Raw genomic sequence first — 21,663 nt, 5'->3', positions numbered from 1 at the left:
GCGCTTCGCTGGAGGGCCGGTGTCTCGCCTGCGGGTCCGTCGTGGCTGGTCGCGCAGTTCCCCGCGCCCCTTGGGGCGTTGCATCCTGAGGAGAACAAGAAATGATGACGATCCTGTCCCGTGTCCGCGCCGCATACGCCCGTATCGAGGCCGTGGACCGACCCGAGGTCTGGATCGAACTGCGGCGTCGGGAGGAGGTCGAGGCGGAGGCCGCCGCGCTCGATGAACGTCTGGCTCGCGGCGAGCGGCTTCCGCTCGCGGGCCGCCTGTTCGCCGCCAAGGGCAACATCGACGTGGCCGGGTTGCCGACCACGGCGGGCTGTCCGTCGTACGCCTACCGGCCCGAGGCCGACGCACCCGTGGTCGCCCGTCTCCGTGCCGCGGGCGCGCTCGTCCTCGGCACCACAAACCTCGACCAGTTCGCGACCGGCCTCGTCGGCACGCGCTCCCCTTACGGTGCCGTACGCAATGCCCACGACCCCTCAAGGATCAGCGGCGGTTCCAGTTCCGGTTCGGCCACAGCGGTGGCGCTCGGCATCGTCGACTTCGCGCTCGGTACGGACACCGCCGGCTCGGGCCGGGTCCCGGCCGCCTTCAACGGCATCGTCGGCCTCAAGCCCACCCGCGGCCTGGTCCCGACCGAGGGCGTCGTCCCGGCCTGCGCCTCGCTCGACTGCGTGACGGTGTTCGCGCGGACGCTCCCGGAAGCCGAGCAGGCCATGTCGTACCTGACCGCGCTGGACCAGCAACTCCCCCAGCGCGCACCGGGCCCCTGGCGGATCGCGGTCGCGTCACCGGAACAGCTCGGCGAGTTGGATCCGGGCTGGGCGGACGCGTACGAGGCGGCCGTACGGCAGGTCACCGAGGCGGGCGCGGAGGTGCGCACGCTCGACCTCACCCCCTTCACCGAGGCCGCCGCGATGCTCTACGAGGGTGCCTTCGTCGCCGAGCGCTACACAGCCGTGGGGAGCTTTGTCGACAAGTTGCTCTCCGAAGGCGGTGCCGGCCTCGATCCCACCGTCGCCGGCATCATCACCCGCGCCCGCGACATTCCGGCCCACCAGCTCTACGCGGACCAGGAGCGGCTCGCCACCCTGCGCGCACACGCCGAAACCGAACTCGCCGACGCGGACGCCCTGTTGCTGCCCACCACACCCGGCCACCCCACCCTCGCCGAGGTCGCCGCCGATCCGCTGGGCGCCAACGCCCGCCTGGGCCGCTTCACCAACTCCACGAACCTCTTCGGCCTGGCGGCGGTGGCCGTCCCGGCGGGCGAGGTGAACGGCCTGCCGTTCGGTGTGATGCTGGTCGGAGGGGCGTTCACCGACGAACGGCTGACGCGGATCGCCGGACTGCTCCAGCCTGAGACCCGGCTCGCGGTCGTGGGCGCCCATCTGTCGGGCCAGCCCCTCAACCCGCAACTCCTCGCTCTGGGCGCCCGGTTGGACCGTACGACGACGACCGCCCCGGTCTACGGCCTGTACGCACTGGCGACCACCCCGCCCAAGCCGGGCCTGGTCCGCGTCGGCGAGGGCGGCGCAGCCGTCGAGGCCGAGGTGTGGCGCCTCCCGGCGGAGGGCCTGGGACGCCTGCTGGCCGCCCTCCCCCGCCCGATGACGCTGGGCAGCGTCGAACTGGCCGACGGCAGCCGCGTCCCCGGTTTCCTCTGCGAGCCGGCAGCGCTGGCCGACGCGGCCGACATCACGTCGTACGGGGGCTGGCGCGCGTATCTCAACACGTCTGGCGCTACCGCGCCCCGAAGGGGCGCGGGGAACTGCGCGACCAGCCCCGACGGGCCGGCAGACAAACGACAACCCAGTGCGGCCCCCGCGGAGCGCCCGACGCAGCCACCGCTTTAGCCACGGTCACGACCATCGGAGGCCGCAGCACCCTGCCCGCTCACCAGGGAACCCCGGTCGGTCCCGGGGATTCAGGGAGGACGCCTCCGATGACCAGCTCGCCCCCGCCCACCCCACCGGACAGCAGTCGTACGACCCGTGCGCTCACCGCCCGTCCACGCCTCACCCTGCTGCTCGTGCTGCTGCTCACCGCGGCGGCCGTACTGCTCGGCAAGGGGGTCGCGGATCGGCTCGGCAGCGGCGGCTCGCAGATCCCGGGCTCCGAATCGACGTACGCCACCGCCCAGTTGGAGAAGCGCTTTCCCGCGTCCCAGCCGAATCTGCTGCTGCTGGTCAGCGCACCGAACGGTGTCGACGATCCGAAGGTGACCGCCGAGGCCCGCTCCCTCGCCCGCGGTCTGGCGCAGGAACCCGGCGTCGGCGGGGTCGTCTCGTACTGGGACGGCGGTGACAGGTCGCTGCGCGCGAGGGACGGCGGCGAGGCGCTGATCACCGCGCACCTGAGCGGCAACGAGGATGCCGTCGACGACACCCTCAAGGCCCTGGAGCCGCGCTTCAGCGGTGAACACGGTGTGGTGGACGTGGAGTTGGGCGGTCCGGCCGCCGTGCGGCACGCCTCGCAGGAGGTGATCGCCGAGGATCTGGTGCGGGCCGAGATGATCGCGCTGCCGCTCACTCTCGTCCTGCTGGTGATCGTGTTCGGCAGTGCGGTCGCGGCGCTGCTGCCGCTGCTGGTGGGGATCGTGGCGATCCTCGGCACGAACGCGGTGCTGCGGATCGTCACCGAGTTCACCGATGTCTCGGTGTACGCGCAGAATCTGACCACGGCGCTGGGGCTCGGGCTCGCCATCGACTACGCCCTGCTCATCGTGCGCCGGCACCGCGAGGAGCTGGCGGCGGGGCTCGAACCCCGGGCGGCGGTGATCGCGACGCTGCGGACGGCGGGCCGGACCGTGCTGTTCTCGGCGCTGACCGTCGCCGCGTGCCTGGCGTCGATGTTCGTGTTCCAGCAGTACTTCCTCAAGTCGTTCGCGTACGCCGGGATCGCCGTCGTGCTGATCGCGGCGGCGGCCTCGCTGATCGCGCTGCCTGCCGTGCTGGTCCTGCTGGGGCGGCGGGTGAACGCGCTGCGCCTGCCGCTCTCCAGGCAGAAGTCGGGAGAACCGGGGGCGGTCTGGGGACGGCTCGCGCGGCTCGTGATGCGCCGCGCCCCGTACTTCCTCGTCGGCACGGTGGCCGTTCTCGTGGCCCTCGGCCTGCCCTTCAAGGACGTCCACTTCGGCACGGCGGACGACCGGCAGCTGCCCGAGTCGTCCGGTCCGCGGGTCGTGCAGCAGCAGCTGAGGGAGGATTTCCCGGCGAGTCCGGGCAGCGCGCTCACCGTACTCATCGAGGGCTCCCCGGACCGGGAGGCGGTCGCCGGCTACAGCCGCGAGGTCTCCGCACTGCCGCACGTGGTCCAAGTGACAGGCCCGGCAGGGCAGTTCGTGAAGGGTGCGCGGGCCGGTGCGGACGAGCAGCCGGGGTACCTCACCGTGCTGCACTCCGGTGAGGCCACTTCGCGCTCCAGCCTGGACCTGGTGGACGAGATCCGGGATGTCCCGGCGCCCTTCGACGCCTCGGTGACGGGCCCCGCCGCCGTCCTCGCCGACACCCAGGACGGCACCGCCGAACGTCTCCCCTGGGCGCTGGGCATCATCGCCGCCGCCACACTGATCCTGGTCTTCCTGTTCACCGGCAGTGTGCTGCTGCCGGTCCTCGCGATCGTGCTCAACGCCCTGAGTCTGACCGCGATGTTCGGGGCGATGGTGTGGGTCTTCCAGCAGGGCCATCTGTCGGGGCCGCTCGGATTCACGCCCACGGGTGATATCGAAACCGCACTCCCCGTGCTGATGTTCTGTGTGGCGTTCGGGCTCTCGATGGACTACGGGGTGTTCCTCATCTCCCGTATCAAGGAGGAGTACGAGGCCGGCGGCGACCACCGGGCCGCGATCGCGGACGGCATCCGCCGCACCGGCGGGCTGATCACCGCGGCGGCGCTGATCCTGGCCGTGGTGATGGTCGCCATCGGCACCTCTCGGGTCACGAACATCAAGATGCTCGGCCTGGGTGTGGGGCTCGCGGTGCTGATGGACGCCATGGTGGTGCGGAGCCTGCTGGTGCCCGCCGTGCTGCGGCTGACCGGACGGGCCACCTGGTGGGCGCCGCGCGCACTGCGGAAGCTGCACCGGCGCGCGGGAATGACCGAAAACACCACAGACACACGGGAGTTGGTGCCTCAATAGCGCCAACCCCACATACATGGCAGAGCGTTACCACACCTCTACCCTCCGCACAAATCCCTCACAAAACGGCCATAAGGCAGGGCTACACTCCGGGCCACAATCGGCGGACCTTCTGTCCGCATCTGCCTGGGGGGTGGATTGATTCGGATCCTGCTGGCCGAGGACGTCTCCATGGTGCGCGGTGCCCTTGTGGCACTGCTCAACCTGGAGCCCGACCTGGAGGTGGTCGCGGAAGTCGAATCGGGGGACGAGGTGCTCGACGCCGCGCTCGCCTCCCGGCCCGACGTCGCGGTCATCGACCTCGACCTGCCCCGCATAGACGGCATCACGGCGGCGGCGCAGCTGCACGAGCGGCTGCCCGGCTGCCGTACCGTCATCCTCACCAGCCTCGGCAAGCCCGGTACCCTGCGCCGGGCCCTGGCCGAGCGGGTCACCGGGTTCGTCCTGAAGGACTCGCCCGCCTCCTATCTCGCCGAGGTGGTCCGCAAGGCCGCCGAGGGTGAGCGGGTCGTCGACCCGGAGCTGGCGCTGTCCGCCTTCTCCGACGGGGAGTCCCCGCTCACCGAGCGCGAGACGGAGATCCTGCGCTGGGCGGCGCGGGGTGCCGACGCCACGGAGATCGCCGAGGCGCTGCATCTGTCGACGGGCACCGTCCGGAACTACCTCACCTCCGTCGTCACCAAGCTCAACGCGCGCAACAGGCTGGACGCGGTGCGGATCGCACAGGAGTCGGGCTGGCTGCTGTAGCTACCCGAAGCCACCTGTCGCTACCCGAGATGCGCAGGCGCCTCCGCCGTCACCCGGTACCACCCACGTTCGTCGGTGTCCACGCTGAGCCGGCCGCCGATCGCCGCGAGCCGCTCGGCGAGGTTGGAGAGACCTCCCGAGCCACCGCCCTCCAGACATGGGAAGGGACCCGAACGCGCCGCTCCCACCCCGTCGTTGGAGATGACCAGCCGCACGAACCCCCCGTCCGTGCGCCGGGTCTCGATCCGGCACTCGGTGGCCTTGCTGTGCCGGACGATGTTGGTGACGCCCTCCCGCAGTACCGTGGCCAGCACCGTCCCGACGGGCCCCTGGCTCTCGCAGCGCAGGTCCACACTGGCGCGGACGTCGCCGGCGGTGAGCAGCGAACGCGCCGACTCCGCCTCCGCGGTGAGCGACAGATCGCGGTAGCCGCGTGCCACGGTGCGTACGTCGGACAGCGCCTGGCGGGCCACGACCAGCAGTCCGTCCAGCTCCTGCCGGGACCGCTCGGGTTGCTGCCGTACGAGTCGTTGTGCGAGGTCTCCCTTGAGGGTGATCGCGGAGAGGCTGTAGCCGAGTAGGTCGTGCAGGTCGCGGGCGTAGCGGCGGCGCTCCTGCTCCACGGCGCGCCAGGCCAGCATCTCCCGCTCCTCACGGGCGGTCCGCACCAGCCGGCTCAGGCGTGCGGTGCCGTACACGACGAGGGCGACGACGGCGGTGGACCAGCCCGCGTACAGCCAGCGGGCGAGCCCGGCGCCCTCCCCGAAGGCGGCGGCGCACACCCCGGCGACGGCGAGCGCGGCGAGTACCCGGCCCGTGCGCGCCGTCACCGTCAGCAGCAGTGAGCCGGCGAAGTATCCGGCCATCCCGGGCCACACGGGTCCCGGCGCGATGACGGGCAGAAAGCCGAGGACCCCTTGTGCGGTGAGCGTCAGCCCCAGCCGGTGCCCGCGGATCCGGGGCCGTAACGGCAGGCTGAGCAGCAGGAACAGGACGTACGTCCCCATGAGCGCGGCCACTCCGAGTGCGGCGGCGGCCGGGCCCGGGTGTTCGGCGGTGATCGCGCACACACCCAGGGGCAGGAACACGACGGGAATGACCAGGACAGCGCGCGTGGCATGCCCCGGTGCGGTCTGTGGTGCGGTGGCACGTGCGGGCACGCCAAGCGCCCATTCGGCCGGTGCGGACATCGGACTCCCCCCAGAGTCTCCCCGGAGTCTCCCGACTCTCGGGTCCAGACGGGCGGATGGTAGGCGAGGCGGAGCCGCTGCCGACAGTGCGCATCTGTTACGCCGCCGAATTGAGCCATAACACCCATGTGGGTGCGTGATGGATTCATGTCGGCTTCGTGCCGTGGTCACTGGCGCCCGGTGCACCCCTGCTGCCACCGTCGAAAGGGCATTCCATGCGGCGTGCTGAACCATCTGGGGGGCAACTTGATGGAGATCGCCTTACTCGGACCGCTCGGCGCCCGGATCGGGCAGTCGTCAGTCGTTCCGAGTGCCGCAAAACCACGCAAGGTCCTGGCGCTGCTCGGGCTCGACTGCGGGCGTCCGGTGAGTGTTTCCGTACTGGTGGACGAGCTGTGGGGGGACCGGCCGCCGCGTTCGGCCGAGGCCACGCTCCACACGTATGTGAAACAGCTTCGCCGGCTCATCGCGCACGCACTTGATTCCGACGTGCCTTCATGGTCTGTGCCGGAGGTGGCGCCACTTCCGGCACAGGCCGTCGGCCCCCGGGACGTGCTGCGGCGCGTCCCGGGGGGCTACCTCCTCGATGTCCCCGCCGCCTCGACCGACGCCGCCCGCTTCGAACGGCTCGCCACGGCGGGCCGCCATGCGCTGGAGGCGGGGATGGTCGCGGAGGGCTGCGCGCTGCTGGTGCGGGCACTCAGGCTGTGGCGGGGGCCGGTACTCGCCGATGTGGAGCCGGGGTTCGTACTGCGGTCCGAGGTGCTGCGACTCGATGAGCTGCGGATGGCGGCCTTCGAGGAGCGCTTCGACGCGGAGCTGCGGCTCGGCCGGCACCGGGCCGTGCTCGGTGAACTCGCCTCGCTCGCCTCCCGGTTCCCGCTGCACGAGACCCTGCACGCGCAGCTGATCCTCGCCCTGCACCGGTGCGGCCGCTCCTGGCAGGCCCTGGAGACGTTCCGCACGCTGCATCGCACCCTCGTGGACGAAATGGGGCTCGAACCGTCGCCCCGGCTACAGGAGTTGCACGCGGCGGTGCTGCGCGGGGATCCGGCGCTGGAGAGCGGGGGGACCTCGTTGCCGCGACCGCTGGCGGCGCGGTGACGGAGTACCTGTCGCGTCCACCACGGCCCGACGCCGCCGGGCGGCTGCTCTGCTTCCCGTACGCGGGCGGGGGCGCCTCCGCCTACGCGCGCTGGGAGCGGGGGCTGGCCCGGCGGGGCGCCGCGGTGGACGTCCTGGCGGTCCGGCTGCCCGGCCGCGAGGGCCGTTTCGCCGAGCCTCGCCGCACCGAACTGGCCCCGCTCGTCGCCGAGTTGGACGCCGAGCTGGGGCCGGTGCTGGACGCGGACGGGCCGCCGGTGCTGCTGTACGGGCACAGCATGGGCGCGCTGCTCGCGTACGAGATCGTACGGCGGCGCCGACAGCGCGGCGCCCGGCTGCCGAGTGCCGCGCTGCTCGCCGCGTACCGCGCCCCGCAGCTGCCCCCGCCGAGGATCGGCGGCCCGGACGCGTCGGACGAGGAGCTGGCCCGGGAGCTGGCGGCGCTCGGTGGTCTGCCGCCGGTGCTGCTCGGGCATCCGGAGTGGCTGCCGGCGCTGCTGCCGGTGGTGCGGGACGACCTCGGCCTGTGCGCCGACGCGGAGGGGACGGCTGATCCGGTCGACGTCCCGCTGCATCTGTTCGCCGGGGAGACGGACGAGTTGGTGCCCAGGGCGGACGTCAGGGAGTGGCGGACCTGCGCCGCCCGCGGCTGGGAGCTGTGGACCGTGCCGGGCGGCCACTTCTTCCTCCGCACCCACGAACCGGCCCTGCTCGACGTGGTGGCGACAGTAGTACGGCGGTACATCACGCCGCCGCGTCCCATACGGCGGCCGGGGCCGGACCCCGCTGCCTCCGCACGCGAAGGATAGGGAATGGCGGACGCAGAGCCGGCCCTGCTCGACGTGGTGGCGACAGTGATACGGCGGTACGTCACGCCGCTGCGTCCCGGACCGGCTGCGGCGCCGCATCCCGCACGGCGGCCGGGGCCGGACCCCGCCGCCTCCGCACGCGAAGGATCCTGATCGCCGTGACCCCGCCGGCGGCGGCCAGGGGCACGTCGGCCCAGAACGTCCAACGCCAGTGGGACGCGGGCATGTTGGCGCCGGCGACCAGTCCCGCGGTCAGCCCGGCGACGATCATCGCGCCCCACACCACGATCAGCCGGTTCGTGTGCGCCGGCACGACGAGCAGCGCGGCGGCGGTCAGTGCGGCCGCGCCCGCGCCCTGCGCCGCCCGCAGCGCGAGGAAGGGTTCGGCGTCCGGTACGAGCGTGCAGGCGACGGAGGCCTGGGCGAACAGCCACAGCCCGATGAGCAGCATCGCCAGCGGACCGGTCCGTCGGCCGAGGCGCCGGGCGGGCAGGACGAGGGCGCCGAGCCCGACCGCGTACGCGATGACGGCCCACGGCAACAAGGTCGCCGGCAGCCCGTTCGCCGCCCGCAGCTCCTCCCCGAGCGGCGCGACGACGGCACCGGCCCCGGCGATGACGAACTGGTGGAGGGCGAGGGCGGCGAGGAGTGGACGGGGTGCGTCAACCATGGACATCCTGCTGCACCTTGGCGACCCGCTCCCCCGGCTTCTGAAGCTGGAAGTAGGCGCCCGCGAGGACCTTGTGGGTGAGGCGTTCGCTGTGGTCGACGGTCCGGTACAGGGTGCGGCGCCAGGCGCCGCCGATTCGGCCGCCGAGGGAGAAGAGGCGTTCCTGGCGCAGCTGGAGGGCGCGGGAGCGGGCCACGGAGGCCTCGCGGGCGCGCTGGAAGCGGTCGGTCGCGTCGGTGAGCGCGGCCGGGCCCCCGGGGAGCGCCTCCTCCAGCAGCGGCGCCAGCGTCACGGCGTCGATGATGGCGTGGTTGACTCCCTGGCCGAGGATCGGTGTGAGGGTGTGCGCCGCGTCGCCGATGAGGACGAGACCGGGGGCGGACCAACGCGGAACCACGGTCGTGAAGATGTCGAGCATGGATGTGTCCGACCACCCACGGATGTGCTTGCGAACGGTGTCCGACAGTTCGGACGCGAGCAGATCGAGTCGCCGGTGCAGCAGCGGCAGCCCGTGTTTGCGGATCTCCTTCAAGCCACCCTTGGGAATGTTGAAGCCGACGCGCACACTGTCGGGCCGGGTCGGGATGAACAGCCCGTGCTGGTCGCCCCGGATGCGCACCCGGTACGTGTGGTCGTCCCAACTGTCGTACGGGAACGGCAGCTTGAGCCAGACAACGTCACGGTCGAGCGGCGTGACCTGCGCGTCGAGCCCCGCCATCTCCCGCACCTTGCTGAACCGGCCGTCCGCGCCGACGGTGAGCGTGGCACGGATGGTCGTCTCACCGTCGGGAGTGCGCGCCCGCACGCCGGTGACCTTGCCCCCGTCCCGCAGCAACTCCGTGGCCGTCGCGCCCTGGATCAGCGTGAACGCGGGGTTCTCGGCGCCGGCTTCGGCGAGCGTCGTCAGCAGGGTGTGCTGCGGAAGCTCGACGGGGAACGGGTGCGGATACGGGAAGCGGTCGAAGTCGGCGTGGAGCACGGTGCGCCCGGAGTCCTCGATCTCGAATCGGTGCATCTGGACGTAGGCCCCGCCGAGCCGGTCGAGGATGCCCAGCCGGTCCAGGAGCCACACCGAGTCGGGTGACACGGACTCGCCGCGGAACGAGCGGTTGAAGTGCTTCGACGCCTCCAGCACGACGACATCGATCCCGCGCCGGGCGAGTTCCACGGCGAGGGTGAGTCCGGCGGGTCCACCGCCCACCACACAGACCTGGGTACGCAGTTCGCGCCCTGTTTCGTCCATCGTCCCGCCTTCCCTGGGCCGTACGGTCGTGCCCACCCTCGGCAGCCGCACTTGCGCCCGCCTTGCGCCACCACGGACCGCACAAGGGACCGTTAAGGCCCGGCTCGCAGGCTCCCTGCCATGACCACCGAGACGACGGCGGCTGCCGGTCCACTCGACCGGCTGCGCCTGATGCACTCCGACGGCAGCCTGACGGCACGCCGGCACGATCTGCCCGCGCTGCTCGACCGACTGGCCACCGGCGACGACCCGGCGGCGGCGCTACGGACGGCGGGACGGCTCATCGGATCCGTCCGCGACCAGCTCGCCCGGACCGGGACCGAGACACTCACCGTGTCGATCGACGGCAGCGGCACGCTCGACGGCCTGGTTCCTTCGCTGACCGCGGAGCTGGCCAGGCACCGGCTGCTGCTCGGCCCGCTCACCGGTGACCACGGCGCCTGGGAACGGGCCCTGCTGGACGCACACAGCTCCGTGTACGCGCCCGGCACGGCCCTCGCCCTGTGTGTGCTCGACGCCTCGGTGGTCTTCGACTCGCTCCCGACGCCCTGGACGGCGAAGGACGCCACGTCGGCCGCACGGGACGTCCTCGCCCGCCTCGACCGTCTCACCGCCCACCACGCCCGGCACGGCCAGGGCACCCTCGTCCTCAACACCCTCCCGCTCCTGCGCGAGCACACGCACCAACTCGTCGATCACCGTTCGCGCATCGAACTGGGTGCGGCATGGCGGGAGTTGAACGCAGGCCTGCTCCGGCTCGCCACCGCCCACCGCCGTACCCACACCGTCGACCTGGAGCCCCTGGCGAACGCGAGCGGCCCGGTCCGCGACACCCGCCTCGCCGGATACGCCCGCGCCCGCCTCGGCGCCGACCTGCTCGCCGGGTACGCCCGCGAGGTCGCCCATCTGGCCCGCACCCTGCGCGGCCGCACGAAGAAGGTCCTGGTCCTGGACGCGGACAACACCCTGTGGGACGGCGTCCTCGGCGACGCGGGCCCCGAGGGCATCGCCGCCGCCTCCACCCTGCGCGGCGAGGCCTTCGGCCGGTTCCAGCGGGTGATACGGCAGCTCGGCGCCCAGGGCGTGCTGCTCGCCGTCTGCTCGAAGAACGACCAGGAGCCGCTGGTCCACGTCCTGCGCACCCACCCCGACATGGCCCTGTCCGAGGACGAGTTCACCGTCGTACGAGGTGACTGGGGGCCCAAGGACGAGGGGTTGCGGGTGATCGCCGGACGGCTGGGGCTCGGGGTGGACAGTCTTGTCTTCGCGGACGACTCGCCGTTCGAGCGGGCGCAGGTCTCCGCGGCGCTGCCGGAGGTGGCGGTCGTACCGCTGGACGACGAACCGGCGCTGCATCCCGAACGCCTCCTCGCCGACGGCTGGTTCGACGTGCCGGAGCTGACGGACACGGACCGGCAGCGCGGCGCGCAGTACCGCAGCGAGGGCGAGCGGCGGGAGCTGCTGGAGGGCGCCGAGTCGTACGAGGACTTCCTCGCGCGGCTCGACGTGGCGGTGGACGTGGCCCCGCTGCGGCCGCACGAGGTGGCGCGGGTCGCCCAACTCACCCAGCGCACCAACCAGTTCAATCTGACGACCCGGCGTCTGACGGCGGACGAGGTGAGCGAGGCGGCCGAGTCGGGCCTGGTCCTCACCGTCGCCGCCCGCGACCGGTTCGGCGACAACGGCCTGGTCGGGGCGGTGTTCGTGACGTACGAGGACGACGGCTGGCGCATCGACAACGCGCTGCTCAGCTGCCGGGTCTTCGGCCGCCATATCGAACACGCGGCGTTCGGCGGGGTGTTGGCGCTGGCCCGGGACGCGGGCGCGGCCGCGCTGCACGGCCGGTTCCGGCCCACCGCGAAGAACCACCGCTTCGCGGACTTCTATCTCTCGCTCGGCTGCACTCCGGCCGGCCCGCCGGGGCCCGACGGGACCGCCGAGTACCGGCACGCGTTACGGGATCTGCCCGCCGTGCCCGGCCACATCGCACTCACCGTGACAGGAGGACGGCCGTGACCAGCACACCGCTCCGCTTCGCACCGGCGCAGGCGGACACGTTCACCCGCGTCGTCCTGGAGCGTGCCGCCGCGCACCCGGAGCGCGCCGCGTTCATCTACCTCCCGGACCGGTCGGACGGCACCGATCCCGAGCAGCTGACATACGGCGACCTGGACGTACAGGCGCGCAGAGTCGCGGCCTGGCTCCAGGAGCGGCGCGCGACCGGCCGCCCGGTGCTGCTGCTGCACCCGCCGGGCCCGGCGTTCCTGACGGCGTTCGCGGGCTGCCTGTACGCCGGCGCCGTCGCGGTACCGGCCCCGCTGCCCACGGACCAGGGCGAGCAACTCGCCCGCGTGGGCGGCATATTGCGGGACTCGGAAGCGGTGGCCGTGCTCACGACGTCCACGTACGCGCCCCTGCTCCAGGCCTGGCTGGACTCTCTGGAACTGCCCCATGTCCACACCCTGGCCACCGACGCGGGGGCGCTGATGCACGCCCCCGACCCCGAGCAGTGGCGCCCGACGTCCGTCCGCCCGGACGATCTCGCCTTCCTCCAGTACACATCGGGCTCGACCAGCGATCCCAAGGGCGTCATGGTCACGCACGCCAATCTGCTCGCCAACGAGGCGGCGATCCACCGCTGGGCCGGCACCGGGGAGCACATGGTCGTCGGCGGCTGGCTGCCGCACTACCACGACCTCGGCCTGATCGGTCATCTCCTCCAGCCGCTGTACGCGGGCGGCGTCTCGGTCCAGATGTCGCCGCTGTCGTTCCTGAAGCGGCCCCGGCGCTGGCTGGAGATGATCGGCACCTACCAGGTCGAGGGTTCGGGTGCGCCCGACTTCGCGTTCGAGCTGTGCACCCGCCGTATCACCGACGAGCAGCTGGAGCAGCTCGACCTGTCCAGCTGGCGGGTCGCTCCGAACGGAGCCGAGCCGGTACGCGCCGAGACCCTGCGGGCGTTCGCCGAACGGTTCGCCCCGGCCGGTTTCCGCGCCGAGGCGTTCACCCCGTGCTACGGCCTCGCGGAGACGACGCTCCTGGTCACCGGCGCCGACGCGGCGAGGCGGCCCACCGTTGTGACGGTCGACTCCGCCGCCCTCGAACAGGGCGTCCTGGCCGAGGGCACCGACCGCACCCTCGTCTCCAGCGGCACGGTCCGCGACTGCGAGGTACGGATCAGCGACCCGGAGACGGGCGGCGAGCTGGGGGACGGGCAGGTCGGCGAGGTGTGGGTGCGCGGACCGAGCGTGACGGCGGGCTACTACGGCAACAAGGCGGCCACCGCGGAGTGCTTCCGCCCGGACGGCTGGGTGCGCACGGGCGACCTGGGGGTCCTGGACGGCGGCGAGTTGTATGTCACCGGCCGGATCAAGGAGGTCGTGGTCCTCGCGGGCCGCAACCTCTACCCGCACGACGTCGAGCGCGCCGCCAGGTCGGCCGATCCGTCGCTGGCACGGGGCGCGGGCGCCGCCTTCGGCGTCACCGCGGGCGACCGCGAACACCTGGTGCTGATCCTGGAGGTCCGCCTCGCGGCCGTCCCCGACGGCGACCTGCACAAGGTCGCGACCGCCGTCCAGCACACCCTCGGCCGGGAGTTCGCGCTCCCCGTCGGCAGCGTCCTGCTCGTCCGCCCCGGCGCTGTCCGCCGTACGACCAGCGGAAAGGTCCGCCGCCGTGCGATGCGGGAGCTGTTCCTGCAAGGCGAGGTGACACCGCTGTACGAGGTGCTGGACCCGGCGGTACGGGCCATACGGGAGGAGAGTTCATGACGGAGCACTCCCCCTACCGTCTCGCCGAGGAACTGGAGCACGCCCTCGGCGACCCCACCGACGCCCGCACCACGTTCTCGTACGCCACCTGCCTGGACCTGGACGCCCGCGAGGAGTTCCCGGCGCAGATCTGCCGCGACCTCGACGCCTGGGGCCTGCCCGACTACTACGTGCCGGTCCGCCACGGCGGCCGGCTGCGGGACTACGAGCATGCGCTCCAGCTCGTCCGGACGGTCGCCCGGCGCGATCTGACGGTGGCCGTCGCGCACGGCAAGACGTATCTCGGCGCGGTGTGCGTGTGGGTCGCGGGCGGCGACGAGCAGGCGGCGCGGCTCGGCGCGGACGTGCGTGCCGGGGTGCCGGTCGCGCTCGCGCTCACCGAACGGGCCCACGGAAGCGACCTGTTGGCGGGCGAGGTGACCGCGCGACGGACCGACGACGGCTGGCGGCTGCACGGCGAGAAGTGGCTGATCAACAACGCCACCCGCGGCACCCTCCTCTCCGTCCTGGCCCGCACGGACCCGGCGGGCGGCCCCCGCGGCTTCAGCGTCCTGCTCACCGACAAACGCGAGCTGGCGCCGGCCACCTACCGCTCCCTGCCCAAGGTGCCCACCCACGGCATCCGCGGCGCCGACATCTCCGGGATCGTCCTGGACGACGCGCAGGTGGGCCCGCACGCCCTGGTGGGAGCCGAGGGCACGGGCATCGAGACGGTGCTGAAGGCCCTCCAGCTCACCCGCACCATGTGCGCCTCCCTCTCCCTCGGCGCCGCCGACCACGGCCTGCACCTCGCCCTCGGCTTCGCCCGCGAACGCCGCCTGTACGGCCGTAGCCTCACCGAACTCCCGCAGGCGCGGCATGTGCTGGCGTCCGCGGCGGCCGACGTCATCGCCCATGAGGCACTCGCGCTCGTCGCGTCCCGCATGGTGCACACGGCCACGGACGAACTGTCGCTCATCGCCGCCGTGACGAAGTACCTGCTGCCGACCGGCACGGAAGACGTGCTCTGCGCACTCGGCGGAGTGCTCGGGGCGCGGGCGTTCCTGGTGTCGGGGCAGGGCGTCGGGCCGTACGGCATGTTCCAGAAGGTGGAGCGCGACCACCGGATCGTCGGCCTGTTCGACGGGAACACGCTGGTCAATCTGACCTCGCTGGTGCAGCAGTTCCGTTCGCTGGTACGGCACTGGAGGCGCGGCACGGCCGACCCTGCCCCGGCGCTCGCGGCCTGTGAACTCGCCGTAGCACTCCCGGAGTTCGAGCCGACGCGGCTTACCCTCAAGACGCGCAACGGCAGTTCGCTGCTTGCCGCGCTGCCCGGGCTGATCGAGGAGCTGTGGGAGCAGGCCGCGGAGCAGCCCGCCCTGAAGTGTGCGGTGGACGCGGCGCTACGGCTGCTGGACGTCACCGGCCGGGTCCACGACCGGATGGCCGGTTTCTCCGACGTGGTCGCCGACGTCCCGGAGGACGCCTTCGAACTGGCCCGCCGCTACTGCCTGTGCGTCACGGCCGCCGCCTGTCTGGGGCTGTGGGTGTGCAACACGCGTGGGGCCGCCGGCGAGGAGGGGCTGTGGCGGGACGGGGTGTGGCTGCGGGCCGTGCTCGACCGGCTGCTCGTACGGCTGGGCGAGGAGCCGCCGGATGCCGGTGACGCCTATGACGACCTGCTGGAAGAGGCTCTCTCCGCGCATGAGCGGGGCCGGCTGTTCTCGCTGCTGCGGCTAGATCTGGTGCGGGGGGCCGAGTAATGCGTGACCAAAGCGGCCCTGGCGACATCGGCAGCGGTTCTGCAGCGCCCCGAAGGGGCGCGGGGAACTGCGCGACCGGCCACAACGCACCCGCAGACGCTCAACGGCCCATCGCACAGCGGACCTCCGAGCTCGCGCGGGCCTTCGGAGATCCCCACGACCCGGAAAACCCGCTCAGCCAACGGCAGTTCACCGCCGCCGACGAGCGCGGTGAACCCAGCGCGGACGGCGAGGCGCTGCTCGACGGGTTCGGGCTCGGCGCCGAGTACGTGCCGGTGGAGCTGGGCGGGCGGCTGGCCCGGCTGGACGGTCTGGTGCGGGTGCTGCGCGAGGTGTTCCGCCGGGATGTGGGGCTCGGCCTCGGGCACGGTGTCACGTCCTTCATGGCGGCGGTGAATGTCTGGGCGGCGGGCTCGCCCGAGCAGCGCGACCGGCTCGGGCGTCTGCTGCTGGACGGCGGCAAGGTGTCCGTCGCCTACCACGAGCTCGCGCACGGCAACGACTTCCTGCACGTGGACTTCACCGCCCGTGCGGGGCGCGGCGGCTATCGCCTGTACGGGGCGAAGGAGGTCATCAACAACGCGGACCGGGCGCGGGCCTGGGTGCTGTTCGCCCGTACCGACCCGGCGCCGGGCAGCCGCAGCCACTCGGTGCTGCTCGCGGGCCCCGACGAGGTGCCGACCGACCGCTGGCAGCCGCTCCCCCGCTACCGCACGGCGGGCGTGCGCGGCTGCCGGATCTCCGGGCTCGCCTTCCGGGACTGTCCGGTGCCCGCGTCGGCCCTGGTCGGCGACGAGGGGCGGGGCGGTGAGGTCGCGCTGCGGTCCTTCCAGGTGACGCGGAGTGCGCTGCCGGGGATGGCGATCGGGACGGCGGACAGCTGTCTGCGCACCGTGCTGCGGTTCGCGCTCGAACGGCGCCTGTACCGCCGTAACGTCATCCAACTTCCGCACGCGGCCGCCGTGTTGACGAACGCGTTCGCCGATCTGCTGCTGTGCGACAGCCTGTCGCTGGCCGCCGCGCGGACGGTCCATCTGCTGCCCGAGCAGGCAAGTGTCACATCGGCGGCCGTGAAGTACCTGGTGCCGAAGCTGCTCACGGACAGCGTGCGCGAGCTGTCGGTGGTGCTCGGCGCCCGCTTCTATGTCCGTGAGGGCGAGCACGCGGCCTTCGGCCGGCATGTGCGGGACCTGCCGGTGCTCTCGCTCGGTCATGCCGGTCCGACGGCCTGTCTGGCGACGCTGGTGCCACAGCTGCGGAGACTGGCGACGGCACCACAACTCTCCTGTACCGACGGCCTGTTCACGGTCGAGGACGATGACGTCCCCGCCGGGATCCCCTTCGACCGGCTCACACTCGCGGCGACCGGGGACACGCTCACCGCGACGCTCACGGAGACGGAGGCACCCGTCCAGGACCTGCTGCGGGACCTGGCCGTGGAGTTGGCCGACGTCCGCCGCGCCTGTCGCGCCCTGCCTCCGGCCGAGCGCACTCCGCTCGCCTCCCCGGCCGCGTTCGCCCTGGCCGCGCGGTACGCCGAACTCCTCGGCGCCGCTGCCGCGGTCGGCGTCTGGCGTACCGCACGCGGCGGGTTCCTCGCGGACCCGGTGTGGCTGGGCGCGGCCCTGCATCGCTCGGCGCGTCGGCTGGGCCTGCGCGAGGGCGGGCTCCCGGCGGCGTATGCGGAACCGCTCCGGGCCGAACTGCTCCGCAGATACGAGGAGTTGCGCTCATTCGATCTCTACGACCACGCGTAGCAACGGCGCCACGCGGACCGCTCGTTCTTGCCGCTTCTCGCCGCTCTCAACCTGGAGAACGCCATGTCCTTGCCCACCGTCCCCACGGAGCAGTCCCTGATCGACTGGCTCACCACGCGCGTCGGCGCCTATCTGCGGCGCGACCCGGCCGAGCTCGACCCCACGGTGCCGCTCGCCGAGTACGGACTGGACTCGGTGGCCGCGCTCAGCCTCTGCGGCGATGTGGAGGACCACTTCGGCATCCCCGTGGACCCCACGGCCGCCTGGGACTTCCCGACCGTGCGGGCGCTCGCGGGCCACCTCTGGAAAGAGCTGGAGAACGCCGGATGAGCGCAGTTGCCGTAACCGGTCTCGACTGCCGTTTCCCGGGTGCGGAGGATCCGTACCGCTTCTGGGAGTTGCTGATGCGGGGCGGCGACGGCATCGGTCGCGTGCCGCGCGAGCGCTGGGATCCGGGGGTGACGGGCGGGCCGGGCGAGGGCGGTTTCATCGCGGACGCGGACGCCTTCGACCACGGCTTCTTCACCATCACCCCGCGCGAGGCCGGCTCCATGGATCCGCAGCAGCGGCTGATGCTCCAGTGCGCGTGGCGGGCGTTCGAGGACGCGGGCATCGCCCCGCACCGGCTGGCGGGGTCGTCGACCGGGGTGTTCGTCGGGGTGATGGGCAGTGAGTGGGCACAGCTGACGCTGACCGACCTGCCGGGGATCACCCCGCAGATCGGTTCCGGCAACGGTTACTGCATGATCGCCAACCGGGTCTCGTACCACCTGGACCTCAAGGGCCCGTGCCTGGCCGTCGACACGGCGTGCTCGTCGTCGCTGGTCGCGGTGCATCTGGCGGTGAACGCACTGCTGTCCGGGGAGTGCGACCGAGCCCTCGCGGGCGGCGTGAACATCACGATGACACCCGCGCTCGGCCTGTTCTACGAACGGGCGGGGCTCGCGGCGCCGGACGGCCGCTGCAAGCCGTTCAGCGCGGGGGCGAACGGCATCGGGCGCGGGGAGGGTGTCGGGGCGGTCGTGCTGCGGCGCCTGGAGGACGCGCTGGCCGACGGCGATCACGTGTACGCGGTGATCCGGGGGACGGCCGTCAACCAGGACGGGCGGAGCAACGGGCTGACAGCGCCGAGCCGTTGGTCGCAGCAGGAGGTCATGGCGGCGGCCTACCGCAGGGCGGGCGTGGAACCGGGCGACGTGGTGTTCACCGAGGGGCACGGCACCGGCACGGCCCTCGGCGACATGATCGAGGCGAAGGCCCTCGGCGCCTGGCACGCCGGCCGCACCCGCCCGATGGCCCTCGGCTCGGTCAAGGGCAACCTCGGCCACACGGAGGGCGCCGCCGGGATCGCCGGCCTCATCAAGGTGGCCCTCGCCCTGCACCACCGCACGGTCCCGGTCAGCCGCTTCGCCGCACACGAGAACCCGGGGCTGCTGCTGGCGGAGAAGGGGCTGAGGCTCCTCAAGGCACCACTGCGGCTGTCCGGCGGCCCGGCACTGGCGGGCCTGAGCAGCTTCGGCATGGGCGGCACGAACGCACACGCCGTCCTGGAGTCGGCGCCGTCCGTCCGTACGACGGTTTCGGCGGCGCCCGCCCTGGGCGCCCACGTCTTCACCCTCACCGCACCCGACGCGCCCGCGCTGCGCCGCAACCTCACCGCCCAGTCCGAGGCGATCGGCCGACGCCAGACCCCGGTCGCACCTCTGTGCCGGGCCTCGCACCGCGTCAAGTCGGGGCATGGAGTGCGGGCGGCGGTCGTGGTGGGGGTGGAGGAGGGCAGTAAACGGCTGGCGGAGTTGTTGCGGGCGCAGACCAACGGGCTACGCGGCGGTGCGCCGGGGCAGACCGTGACACGCGGGGTCCACGCACCGCACGCGGCGGCGCCCGGAGCCGACAAACAACCCGACACGGCACCCACCATCGACGCACCGCACGCGGCGGCGCCCCCCGTCGACGTACCGCAGCGGACGGCGCGCGGAACCGGCCCACCCCACGCCACGGCATCCGCGGCCAGTGAACTCCCGGCCGCGACACCCACCCCGCCACGCCAACCCCCGCTGATCGCCGCCCTGTTCACCGGACAGGGCGCCCAGTTCCCCGCCATGGGCGCCCGCCTCTACCATTCCTCCCCGCTCTACCGCCGTCACCTCGACGCGGCCGACGCGGCGCTGCTGCCGTACACCGAAACGTCCGTACGCGACCTGCTTCTGCGTGGCGACCCGGCCGTCCACCGCACGCGGTGGGCGCAACCAGCCCTGTTCGCCGTCGGCTACGCGCTGGGCGCCGCGCTCGCGGATGTCGGCGTGCATCCGGCGCTGCTGCTCGGGCACAGCGTGGGCGAGTTCGCGGCGGCGGTGCATGCCGAGGCGTTGTCCCTGCCGGACGCGGCCAGGCTGATCGCCGCGCGGGGCGCGCTGATGGAGGAACTCCCCGACGGTGGCGGCATGCTGGCCGTCGAGGCGCCCGCGGACCGGCTGCACGAGCTGGTCGAGCCCGAACCCCTGGTCGGCTTCGCCGCGTTCAATGGCCCCCGATCCACGGTCCTTTCCGGCGATCTGGCCGCCCTGGACCGAATCGCGTCCGCCCTCGACGGCGTCCGCGTCCGCCGGCTGGAGGTCTCGCACGCCTTCCACTCCCCGCTCATGCGGCCGGTCCTCGAACCGTTCCACCGCATCGCCGAGGAGACGGTGGGCGGCGTCCCGCGCACGCCGTTCTACTCGACCGTGCGCGGCAAGCTCCTGGAGTCGGAGCCGCTGGACGCCGCGTACTGGACGGAGCACATCGGCGCCCCGGTCCTCTTCGCGGACGCCGCCGCCCAGCTCCTGGACGAGCGCCCCACGCACGTCATCGAACTCGGCCCCCGCCCGGTCCTGACGGCCCTGACCCGCCGTATCGCGACCGACGGCATCCCGCCGACGCCCCCGATCCCGCTGCACCCGCTGCCGGGCGAGGCCGCGACCGGGACGGAGCTGGCGGCGACGGTCGCCGCCCTGTACCGGGCGGGCCTGGACGTGGACTGGCCCGCGCACGAGGAGGGACCGACGAAGCGGCTGATGCCGTACGTCTTCGCGACGGAGGGGCGCTTCTGGCGCGGCGGCCTGCCGACCCCGCCCCTGGTCGACACGGAACCCGAGGAGGTACCGCCTTCCGACTCGATCGAGATCTGCGTCCTCGAAGCCGTCGCCGACCTCGGCGGCTACGACGTCACCGCGCTCTCCCCGCACTCGCGCCCCCAGGAGGACCTGGGCCTGGACTCGGTCACGCTGATCGAGTTGAAGGCGCGCGTGGAGGCGCGACTGCCCGCTCTCGGGCCGCTGCCGGTTCAGGAGCTGCTCGGCCATCTGTCCACGCTCGGCGACCTCATCGCATACGTCACCGCGCGCGCCGCACAAGGTGGCGTCGCCTCATCGACGGAGTCCGCCCTATGACCGTGTCCGCGCCCACCGCCGGCCCCACCGTCCATGTAGCCGCCGCCGGTTCCGCGCTGCCCGGCGCACCCGTCGACAACGCCTCCCTCGCCGCGTCGCTGGGCGTCAACGAGGAGTGGATCGACCACTTCATCGGCACCCGCACCCGCCACTTCGCCCGCGATCTCGCCACCGGGGAGGTCCGCTGGTCCCTTGCGGACCTGTGCGCCGAGGCCGCCTCGCAGGCGATGGAGTGCGCCGGCACCGACCCGGCCGACATCGAGTTCATCGTGCTGGGCACGGCGACGCCGGACCATCTGATGCCGGCCACCGTCAACGAGGTCGCCGACCGCCTCGGCCTCGACCAACTCCCCACCTACCAGCTCCAGTCGGGCTGCGCGGGCGCCGTACAGGCCCTCGCGCTCGCGCACACATTCATCTCCAGCGGCACCCACCGCACCGGCCTCGCCATCGGCGGCGACGTCTGCACCAAGCACCTCGACCTGCGCCGCGACCTCTCCTCGGCGGCCCCCGGCGACCTGGTCAACTGCGTGCTGTTCGGCGACGGCGCGGGCGCCGCCGTCATCGGCGCCGACCCCGGCGAACGCCCCGTCGTCCTGCGCCGCACCCTCAACCGCTGTACGGGGCTCGGCCGCAGCCCCGGCCAGATCATCGACTGGTTCGGGCTCGCCGACCGGCACGACCAGCGCCAGGCGCTCACCGAGGACTACAAGGCCATCGAGAGCTCGGTGCCGGCCATGGCCGTGGAGATCCTCTGGGAACTCCTCGACGAGCTGGGCTGGTCGGCGGACGACCTGGACTTCCTGCTCCCGCCGCAGCTGTCCGGCCGGATGACCCGGCTGATCACCGAGCGGCTGGGGCTGCCGAACGCGCGCGAGATCAGCTGCGTCGCGGACACCGGAAACAACGGCAACGCACTCCCCTTTCTCCAGCTTCAGCAGCTGATGAAGGAGATCGCGGCCGGCCAGAAGGCCCTCGCCGTCGCGGTCGAGTCGAGCAAGTGGATCAAGGCGGGGTTCGCCTTGGAAGGTCTGTAGAGCCTTGGAAGGACTGTAG

The 21,663-nt window shown here is 72.6% G+C and carries 15 protein-coding genes; 12 read left to right on the top strand and 3 right to left on the bottom strand.

Annotated elements, in window-relative coordinates; translation table 11 throughout:
• Window positions 1-101 precede the first annotated feature (101 nt).
• The 3 genes from atzF to KCH87_RS14935 all read left to right on the top strand — a co-directional run bounded on the left by atzF (window position 102) and on the right by KCH87_RS14935 (window position 4,891).
• Window positions 102-1,859, top strand: coding sequence for an allophanate hydrolase (atzF, locus tag KCH87_RS14945; protein ID WP_247196211.1), 1,758 nt, complete (start codon window positions 102-104; stop codon window positions 1,857-1,859).
• An 89-nt stretch (window positions 1,860-1,948) separates the two neighbouring features.
• Window positions 1,949-4,144 carry an MMPL family transporter gene (locus KCH87_RS14940; protein WP_210586551.1) on the top strand — a complete coding sequence of 732 codons (2,196 nt, stop codon included), beginning with the start codon at window positions 1,949-1,951 and terminating at the stop codon, window positions 4,142-4,144.
• A gap of 138 nt (window positions 4,145-4,282) precedes the next feature.
• Window positions 4,283-4,891 carry a DNA-binding response regulator gene (locus KCH87_RS14935; RefSeq protein ID WP_210586550.1) on the top strand — a complete coding sequence of 203 codons (609 nt, stop codon included), beginning with the start codon at window positions 4,283-4,285 and terminating at the stop codon, window positions 4,889-4,891.
• Window positions 4,892-4,911: 20 nt separating this feature from the next.
• Here KCH87_RS14935 and KCH87_RS14930 read toward each other — a convergent pair whose 3' ends face one another.
• Window positions 4,912-6,081 (bottom strand): sensor histidine kinase, encoded by a 1,170-nt coding sequence (locus KCH87_RS14930; protein ID WP_210586549.1) that lies wholly within the window; start codon window positions 6,079-6,081, stop codon window positions 4,912-4,914.
• Between the two features lie 249 nt (window positions 6,082-6,330).
• Here KCH87_RS14930 and KCH87_RS14925 point away from each other — a divergent pair, with 249 nt between their 5' ends.
• The gene (locus tag KCH87_RS14925; protein ID WP_210586548.1) at window positions 6,331-7,185 is read left to right on the top strand and encodes an AfsR/SARP family transcriptional regulator; all 855 of its coding nucleotides are present in this window, start codon (window positions 6,331-6,333) and stop codon (window positions 7,183-7,185) included.
• Window positions 7,182-7,994, top strand: coding sequence for an alpha/beta fold hydrolase (locus KCH87_RS14920; RefSeq protein ID WP_308298832.1), 813 nt, complete (start codon window positions 7,182-7,184; stop codon window positions 7,992-7,994). The genes KCH87_RS14925 and KCH87_RS14920 overlap by 4 nt, the downstream gene beginning before the upstream one ends.
• 61 nt (window positions 7,995-8,055) lie before the next feature.
• On the opposite strand, the gene KCH87_RS14915 is transcribed toward KCH87_RS14920, so the two are convergent.
• Together KCH87_RS14915 and KCH87_RS14910 are read right to left on the bottom strand one after the other, a co-directional pair.
• Entirely contained in the window at window positions 8,056-8,670 is a 615-nt protein-coding gene (locus KCH87_RS14915) for an MFS transporter (protein ID WP_210586547.1), read from the bottom strand.
• Entirely contained in the window at window positions 8,657-9,907 is a 1,251-nt protein-coding gene (locus tag KCH87_RS14910) for an FAD-dependent oxidoreductase (RefSeq protein ID WP_210586546.1), read from the bottom strand. The genes KCH87_RS14915 and KCH87_RS14910 overlap by 14 nt, the downstream gene beginning before the upstream one ends.
• A 120-nt stretch (window positions 9,908-10,027) precedes the next feature.
• Here KCH87_RS14910 and KCH87_RS14905 point away from each other — a divergent pair, with 120 nt between their 5' ends.
• The 7 genes from KCH87_RS14905 (at window position 10,028) to KCH87_RS14870 (ending at window position 21,644) form a co-directional block, all read left to right on the top strand.
• Window positions 10,028-11,923: an HAD family hydrolase gene (locus KCH87_RS14905; protein WP_210586545.1), complete on the top strand. Its 1,896-nt coding sequence runs from the start codon at window positions 10,028-10,030 to the stop codon at window positions 11,921-11,923.
• The gene (locus KCH87_RS14900; protein ID WP_210586544.1) at window positions 11,920-13,677 is read left to right on the top strand and encodes a fatty acyl-AMP ligase; all 1,758 of its coding nucleotides are present in this window, start codon (window positions 11,920-11,922) and stop codon (window positions 13,675-13,677) included. The genes KCH87_RS14905 and KCH87_RS14900 overlap by 4 nt, the downstream gene beginning before the upstream one ends.
• Window positions 13,674-15,422, top strand: coding sequence for an acyl-CoA dehydrogenase family protein (locus tag KCH87_RS14895; protein ID WP_210586543.1), 1,749 nt, complete (start codon window positions 13,674-13,676; stop codon window positions 15,420-15,422). The genes KCH87_RS14900 and KCH87_RS14895 overlap by 4 nt, the downstream gene beginning before the upstream one ends.
• Entirely contained in the window at window positions 15,422-17,179 is a 1,758-nt protein-coding gene (locus KCH87_RS14890; RefSeq protein ID WP_210586542.1) for an acyl-CoA dehydrogenase, read from the top strand. The genes KCH87_RS14895 and KCH87_RS14890 overlap by 1 nt, the downstream gene beginning before the upstream one ends.
• A gap of 63 nt (window positions 17,180-17,242) precedes the next feature.
• On the top strand, window positions 17,243-17,509 hold the full coding sequence (locus tag KCH87_RS14885; protein WP_210586541.1) for an acyl carrier protein: 267 nt from the start codon (window positions 17,243-17,245) through the stop codon (window positions 17,507-17,509).
• Window positions 17,506-20,607 (top strand): type I polyketide synthase, encoded by a 3,102-nt coding sequence (locus KCH87_RS49045; RefSeq protein WP_247196210.1) that lies wholly within the window; start codon window positions 17,506-17,508, stop codon window positions 20,605-20,607. The genes KCH87_RS14885 and KCH87_RS49045 overlap by 4 nt, the downstream gene beginning before the upstream one ends.
• Window positions 20,604-21,644 carry a 3-oxoacyl-ACP synthase III family protein gene (locus tag KCH87_RS14870; RefSeq protein WP_210586540.1) on the top strand — a complete coding sequence of 347 codons (1,041 nt, stop codon included), beginning with the start codon at window positions 20,604-20,606 and terminating at the stop codon, window positions 21,642-21,644. Before KCH87_RS49045 ends, KCH87_RS14870 begins: the two co-directional genes overlap by 4 nt.
• Window positions 21,645-21,663 lie beyond the last annotated feature (19 nt).

This window comes from Streptomyces sp. GESEQ-35 (assembly GCF_017948485.1).
GTDB lineage: Bacteria > Actinomycetota > Actinomycetes > Streptomycetales > Streptomycetaceae > Streptomyces.
Note: the sequence above shows the minus strand (reverse complement) of the source record. Positions and strands in the feature narration are given on the sequence as shown.